Origin of the sequence: Rhodopseudomonas sp. BR0C11 (genome assembly GCF_010820945.1) — a bacterium.
Classification (GTDB): domain Bacteria; phylum Pseudomonadota; class Alphaproteobacteria; order Rhizobiales; family Xanthobacteraceae; genus Rhodopseudomonas; species Rhodopseudomonas palustris_H.
On the sequence record NZ_QTKI01000318.1, the window covers coordinates 1 to 5,793 of the forward strand.

Below are 5,793 nucleotides of genomic sequence, written 5' to 3' on the forward strand. Positions count from 1 at the left end.
GCACCGGCGCGAGATCGAGCACCATCCGCGACAGATACTCGATAACCGCGTCGCGGATCGCCCCGATGGCTCTAGCCAGATCGATCTCAGTTGCAGAGAGATCGAGCAGCTCACTTTCGAACAACTCGGCAGCCTCGGCTCGCAGCCGAATGCCGCTCGGCCGATCCCTCAATTCGGCGCGGGCAACCGCTTCCGCGAAAGCGGTCAGGGCCGCCAGCCGCAGGGCGCGATAGGCCGCATCCCGGTTTGCCGCCGCGGCGGCCGCCGCGGGCGTGGCGTAGCGCGCGCTGACCGGATAAGCCTGCAGTGACGGTTCGACCGCGACCGATCGGAATGCTGCGATCGCCCGATCGGCCGGGAGCGCATCGCCCAATGCGCGCGCAATCGCGACAATGCCGGCCGGTACGCTGGCGATGGTCTGCGGATCGGCAATCAGGCCTGCCACACCATCGAACAGCGCCTGGATCGCGTTGCGCTGCACGCCGCTGGCTACTACCTCGACCGGCTCGGTGCTGCGCACCGTTTCCAGCACCGCAAGTGAGTCCTGCGTCGCCGCCACCGCCTCGTCGAAGACGAAGTCGGGGTTTGCCGGCGTCACGTTGGCCACGAAGGCCGCCGAGATCGCGCCGGCGATGGCGTCGGCTGCCAAGAACACCCGATTGGCCAACATCGCCACCGAGACCAGCGCGCCCGCCGCACCCTCTCGGATGAAGTTGAGGCGCAGCGCGATATAGCCAGCCATATCCCGCTCGCGGTAGCGGCGGGCGCCATTACCACGAACACGGATCGGACCGTGCGCCGGCAGCACCAGGATGCCGGGGCCACGGGTCAGGCAAATGGCGACGACCGTCGTGGCGTCGACGTCGGCGCTGTCGGAGGCGACGTAAGCCACCACCTCGAACGTCCGTTTATCTTCGCCGAGATCCTCGAGGAACGGGTCGTCGCGCATCGGGAATTGATGCACGACGATCCGACGGCCGCCTTCTTCGGCGTCGTTCTCGACCCAGAACGGAACGCCCTTGTAGGACGCCGGCCAGAGGGTCTTCGTCCAATCGCGCGCGACAGTCATCGATCACCGCCCACCAGATACGCCCTTGCCGCCAGGCGCAGCATCGGGCGAAGAACGTCCGGTCGATCCGGCACCGTTTGCGCTGATCATGCCGCTGAGCTTTGCGGCGTTCGCCTTGGCCGACGCCACAGCCTGGATCAGTTCGGGGGTCGGCTTCACCTCAACCTCGACCTTCACCGTCGTCTCGCCCTTGACCTCGGCGCTACCAGTCAGCTCCGCCTTCACCGGCGGCAGATCGAGAATGTTGCCCTCCCACGGTCGCGCCTTGCGCGGATCCGACTGCGGCAGCGGCGTGCCCGGGCGGGCGTTCTTCTGCTGCTGCCTCGCCGCCTCGGCTTCGCTCTTTTTGCGAAGCTCTTCCTGCGCGGCCCTGACAGCCTCGATTTCCTTCTCCGACATGATCGGCGGCAAATCTTCCGGCGACGCCGCCGACATGGCGCCCTCGATCGCCAAGAGCTTCAGCCGCAGATCCGCCAACAGCTTCCCGATGTTGGCGCCGGGGTGCCCCTTGATCCGGTCCATCACCGACGGATCGGTGTTGTTACCGAACGACTCGTAGAGCCGGATCTTCTCCTGGACCGCGGCCTTCTCTTTTTCGAGCCCGGCCTTACGGTCTGTTTCCGCACGGACGCGGGCGCGCTCGACCTCCGGCTTGTTGCGATACTCGATCGCCTCCTCGGTCTTGCGAGCGACCCAATCCATGCCCTTCGAGACGCCCAGCGCATCGAGCGCGGCGCCGGCGGCTTCCTTCAGCCGGTCGAAACTCTCCGAGAGGCGATCGACCGCAACCTTGGGCCGATCCAGCACACGCTCGAAATCCTTCATCGCCGAGCCGGACGACTTGCCGAGCTTCTCGGTGACCTCCTTCATCAGGTCCCGATACTGCATCAGCGCCCGCATGCCGCGAGCGAACTCCATATCGGTGAACAGTTGCGGGATCTTCGATAGATCGCCCTTGGTCGCCTTTTCGGTGAGCTCGAGGAACACCGTCAACAGGTCGCGCCCCGACTTCCGCGCCTTGTCCATTTCCTTGCGCAGGTCGATACCGAATTTCTCGAACTTGCCCGTGGTGGTCTCGCTCTCCATTTTCGCGAAGATGTTCTGCAGCGAAGCCGCAGCCTCTTCCGATGTGCCAGTGCCTGCGCGGATCGTCTGCATCATCGCGACGATGGTCTTGAGCCCGGCCTCGCCCTTCAGGCCAATCGCAGCCGCAGCCGGCGCGATCGAGGCCATGTAGCGGGCCATGTCCTTCAGCTCGAACTTGCCCGCCTTACCGCCGGTGACCAGAACGTCGAACGACGACTGCATCTTGTCCGTGGCGATGCCGAGGGCCTGGTTCAACGCCAACGTCGTGTTGGCCATGTCGCTGACTTCAGCACCGGCAGCCTGCGCCGTCTTAACGATCGCCGGCAAGGCTGGCATCGCCTGCGGCAGGTCCATGCCGCCGGCAACCAGGCTGTCCAGGCCCTTGGTAACTTCGTCGAACGACTTGCCCGACTCAAAGGCGAGATCACGCACCGACTTGTTGAGCTTGGTGATCTGCTCGTCCGTCGCATCGGCTGTGATGCCGATGCGGGTGAGTGCCATATCGGTATCGGCGAAGCGCTTGACCGATTGGACACCCCCATAGACAGCCGCCGCCGGCGCCAGCACACGCGCAGCCGCGCCGACAGCGAGGCGACCTGCCGCAAGCCCGGCCGCTCCGCCAAGACGCCCCCCCGCATAGCCGGCACGCTCGGCCGCCGCTGCCACACTGCCTGCCGCCGCGACGCGGCGACTGGCGTTATCGGCAACACCGACGAGGTTTCGCAGGCGTCGCGCGATGCCCTCGAACACACCTCCGGTGCGGTCGGCGGCACTGATAACTGCGCGGGCCTCGATCGACTTCATCAGCTCTTTCGCTTTCGCTTCTGGCGCGCGCGGCGTCGCCTCTCCCACTCGACCCACCGGTCGAGCCAATCGAACATCTCGTGAGGTTCCATGGCGCCTACGGTTTCGACGCCAAACCCGAGACCGAAGATCAGTTCGTCAGCGGCGGCGTGGCAGCCCGCGACGCCGCCTTGAAAAAATCCTCGACCGCCTCCGTAAGCGCCAAAGCGTCTCGGTAATCGACCTGCTCGAGCAGGCCGGGGTCGATCTTGTCGCCGGTCGCAGCATCGAGCGAGAGCGCCGCGATGTACTTTCCGATCGTGCCCATGTCGGTATTAGGCAGCGCAGCGCCTTCCATCACGATCAGCTGCGTGGGATCGCCGTGGGCCATGATGTCGCGATAGCGCGGCGGCCGCAGCCGAATGGCCTTGATGACCGCCTCGCCATGGCCGGCGATCGGCTTGATCAGCTGGCGCGTGCGCGAGCCGTCGGGATCTCGTGTGAACTCGGCCATGACAGATCAGCCGTTCAACGTCTTGTAACCGCTGGCTGCGATTGAGAGCCCGCTGACCTCGCCGGTCGCCAGATTGCCCTGCGGCTCACCCTCGAAGAACGAGCCGGAGAGAATGTGCGTGAGGCCTGTATCATCCTCGACGAAGGTGACCGGGATGTTCATCAGGTTCATGACGCGCTCGTCCCAGATCAGTGGGCGATCGTCGACGGTGACGAAGCGGTCGAACGTCAATTCGGCCTTCCGCGCCTTCGGCTTCACAATGCGATAGACAGTGCCGTCCTGGTTGACCCCGGACTCGTTCGAGATGTTCGACGGCGACAGCGTGATCTCGCCGCGGGCCGAATAAGGAACGCCGTTGATGACGGTCGAAACCCGACCGCCTGCCGTGTGAGACATGGCCTAAACTCCGCTGTGCAGAAATGGAGGGGGTGAGCGGCGCAGCGATAGCCGCACCGGATGGCCATCAGGCCGGGTACTGCAGGAAGGTCGTGGCGTTCGCGGCGAACACGCGGAACTGGTTCACGGTGTCGACCGGCAGATAGGCGTTGACGCGGTTCGGATCGGACGAACGCTCGACCACCAGGCGCCGCGCGAACAGATCCGAGTTCTCGACCAGGCCGCCGGCCTCCAGCTCGACGTAAGCGTGCACCGCTTCAGCCTTCAGGATCTTGGCGGTGACGATGCCTGGATTTGCGCTCGGGTTGTCGTCAGCCAGCGCACAGCGGCCGTACTTCTGCGTGATGCGCTGCCGCATGTAGCGCACGAAGTACACCATCTGCAGCCGCGTCTCGATGTCCAGCCAAGTAATATCCGGCTGACCGTAGGCGTTGGTCAGATAGGTGGTAATCACCCGATCGAGCATCACCGTGCCGTCGGCGGCCACCTTGAAACCGGAAATTCCGTCCTGATACAGCGTATTGCGCTGGGTGATTGAGAACCAGTTGACACGCGACTGCGGCGGCCGGATGCCGACCAGATCGAGCGTCTGAACCGGCAGGCTGATGCGATAGGCCTGGTCGACTTCGCCGCCGAGGTTCTTGTCGCTGGCGATGCGCGCCCCATAAGCCGCCGCCCAACGCCACGGCGGGGACGGGCTGTCGACAACGCCGAGGATCGACACGTTCGGATCGTTCCGACCGGCACCGAACGAAGCGAGGTTCGCGTAGCTGTCGAACATCACCGTGCAGTAGTGTCCGTACAACTGCTGGATTGGCGACCAGCGGCCGGAGGTGCCGCCGAGGAAATCCTTGATCACGTCGAGCGACGTGGTGTCCGCATAGGGCGAGCAGATATAGTCGAATTCCATATCGCCCAGCGCAGCCAGCGCGGTGCCGAGCGTCGGAACACCGGTTCCGGAAGTGCCCGTCGCGATGGTCAGGTACTGCTGCAGCGAGCCCTCATCGCCGACCAGATCCTTCAGCACCGAAAATTTCGCCATCAGCGCGCCGACGTGGCGCGACGTCAGCGTCACGACGTTGCTCGCCGCCGCCGCGGTGACCGGGAACGACAGGCTGCGGCCGAACTTGGTGTAGCCCTTGTTGATCTCGGCCGCGAGATTGGTGGCCGCGTCGGATGTCGAGTCGGTCGCGGCGACGCCGATGCTGACCTTCTCGCCGCCGAGATAGACCGGAAGGGTACCTGACTTCCCGGCGAGCCCCGCCGCAATGGTGATGGTCCACGTCTGTGCGGCTCCGGACGGATCGGCCAGCGGCAGCATCCAGATCTCGCCGAACGGATGATTCTGCCGCGCCCAGACAGCCATTTCGGCCAGCATCGAGCCGGCGCCGACCAGCGACTGCGGATCACCCGACAGGATGATCGGGACGTTCACGGTCGCACTGCCGGTCGACAGCTTCTGGCCGATCAGCAAGGTGCGGCTGGGCCCCTGATAGGGGGACTGACCGGCATTGACCTCGGCATAGAACAGCGGAACGCGAACGTTCGACGGGATCGAATTGAACGCGACTGCCATGGCGGATTACTCCTTCGTCTTGGCGGTCTCTTCCGCCGGCTTGCTCTCGGGTGGGGTGGCGGGCTTCGCGGGCGGAGGATCTGCGATCGAGATATCGCCTCCGATCAACAGGCGTTCGTAGTAGTCCACGCGCGGCACCGTCGCGCCTTCCGCCGGCATCACGTTGTAGTTGCGTTCCGGCATGCGGACGCGGCCGCCTTCCCGCGGCTTCACGTAGATCGACTCGGTCATGATCCCCTCAGTCCTGGTTCGGGAAGTCGATGGGAACGCCGATGTCAGGCACGGCGTCACGATCGGCGCCGGCGGCGTTCACGGCGATGTCGACGCCTTCGAGCGGCGTCAGCGGCTTGGGTTCGAGCGCTGCAGCGA

At 65.1% G+C, this 5,793-nt stretch carries 6 protein-coding genes; all 6 read right to left on the reverse strand.

The genetic code is table 11. The features are described 5' to 3' along the window. A partial coding sequence (locus DYI24_RS19785; protein ID WP_164573519.1) for a DNA circularization N-terminal domain-containing protein occupies positions 1-1,069 on the reverse strand: 1,069 nt, incomplete at its 3' end. Between the two features lie 3 nt (positions 1,070-1,072). Further along, a complete protein-coding gene (locus tag DYI24_RS19790) occupies positions 1,073-2,959 on the reverse strand; it encodes a phage tail tape measure protein (protein WP_164573520.1) in 1,887 nt (628 codons plus the stop codon). A gap of 130 nt (positions 2,960-3,089) precedes the next feature. Next, complete coding sequence (locus DYI24_RS19795) at positions 3,090-3,452, reverse strand: hypothetical protein (RefSeq protein WP_164573521.1); 363 nt, start codon at positions 3,450-3,452, stop codon at positions 3,090-3,092. A 6-nt stretch (positions 3,453-3,458) separates the two neighbouring features. Next, a complete protein-coding gene (locus DYI24_RS19800) occupies positions 3,459-3,848 on the reverse strand; it encodes a phage tail tube protein (RefSeq protein WP_164573522.1) in 390 nt (129 codons plus the stop codon). Between the two features lie 67 nt (positions 3,849-3,915). Further along, positions 3,916-5,424, reverse strand: coding sequence for a phage tail sheath C-terminal domain-containing protein (locus DYI24_RS19805; RefSeq protein ID WP_164573523.1), 1,509 nt, complete (start codon positions 5,422-5,424; stop codon positions 3,916-3,918). 6 nt (positions 5,425-5,430) lie between these two features. Beyond that, positions 5,431-5,655 carry a DUF2635 domain-containing protein gene (locus DYI24_RS19810; protein WP_164573524.1) on the reverse strand — a complete coding sequence of 75 codons (225 nt, stop codon included), beginning with the start codon at positions 5,653-5,655 and terminating at the stop codon, positions 5,431-5,433. Positions 5,656-5,793: the final 138 nt, after the last annotated feature.

What these genes read in the sequence shown, in the direction of transcription:
- DYI24_RS19790 (WP_164573520.1), bottom strand. Translation starts at nt 2,959, where the DNA reads ATGAAGTCGATCGAGGCCCGCGCAGTTATCAGTGCCGCCGACCGCACC.
- DYI24_RS19795 (WP_164573521.1), bottom strand. Translation starts at nt 3,452, where the DNA reads ATGGCCGAGTTCACACGAGATCCCGACGGCTCGCGCACGCGCCAGCTG.
- DYI24_RS19800 (WP_164573522.1), bottom strand. Translation starts at nt 3,848, where the DNA reads ATGTCTCACACGGCAGGCGGTCGGGTTTCGACCGTCATCAACGGCGTT.
- DYI24_RS19805 (WP_164573523.1), bottom strand. Translation starts at nt 5,424, where the DNA reads ATGGCAGTCGCGTTCAATTCGATCCCGTCGAACGTTCGCGTTCCGCTG.
- DYI24_RS19810 (WP_164573524.1), bottom strand. Translation starts at nt 5,655, where the DNA reads ATGACCGAGTCGATCTACGTGAAGCCGCGGGAAGGCGGCCGCGTCCGC.